Genomic DNA, 779 nt, shown 5'->3' on the forward strand with positions numbered 1-779 from the left:
TGGCGGGACGTCGGTGGACAAGTCCACGGACTCGCAGGGATATTCGAGTGTGAAGGTGAAGGCGGGGTCGAAGGCGGGCTCGGTGCAGGTGCGAGCGACGGCGAACGGTCACAGTGCGGACTTCGCTCTGCGGGTGGATGTCTCGGTCACCGAGCTGGTCAAGGGTTCGGGTGACGGGCAGGAGGCGTTGGAGGGTGAGCAGTTCGCCGATCCGCTGGTGACGCGGGCGAGGAATGGTGCGGGCTGGATCGCTGGGGCGAAGGTCAGCTATGAGATCGTCGATGACGGTGGTACCGGTTCGGTGTTCACCGGGGGCGGGACGTCGGTGGTCAAGTCCACGGACTCGCAGGGCTATTCGCATGTGAATGTGAAGGCGGGCTCGAAGGCGGGCGCGGTGACGGTGAAGGCGACGGTGAACGGGCACAGCCAGGAGTTCTCCCTGACTGTGAAGGCCGCCGCGGCGACCCCGGTGGAGGTGCTGACCCCGACCGAGGATGCCCCGGTCACCACCGAAGAGGTCACCTTCACCGGCAAGGGACAGCCCGGCGCCAAGATCAACATCAAGTCCGGGTCCGGCAAGTCCATCTGCACGGACATCGCCGTCGACGGCTCGGGTAACTGGACCTGCGACTCCGAACTGGTCCTGCCCGCGGGCACCTATACCTTCACCGCCACCCAGACGGTCAACGGCAGCGCCACTTCCGACGTGTTCACCTTCACCCGTGCGGCGTTCTCCAACGCGACCCCGGTGGAGGTGCTGACCCCGACCGAGGATGCCC

General features: G+C 66.4%; 1 protein-coding gene. It reads left to right on the forward strand.

Annotation, left to right across the window (positions count from 1 at the left end; all coding sequences use genetic code 11):
- The coding region (locus H9Y04_RS45095; RefSeq protein WP_438818227.1) for an Ig-like domain-containing protein at nucleotides 1-779 on the forward strand (779 nt) is incomplete at both ends.

The sequence above is a fragment of the Streptomyces polyasparticus genome (assembly GCF_014493765.1).
Classification (GTDB): Bacteria; Actinomycetota; Actinomycetes; order Streptomycetales; family Streptomycetaceae; genus Streptomyces; species Streptomyces polyasparticus.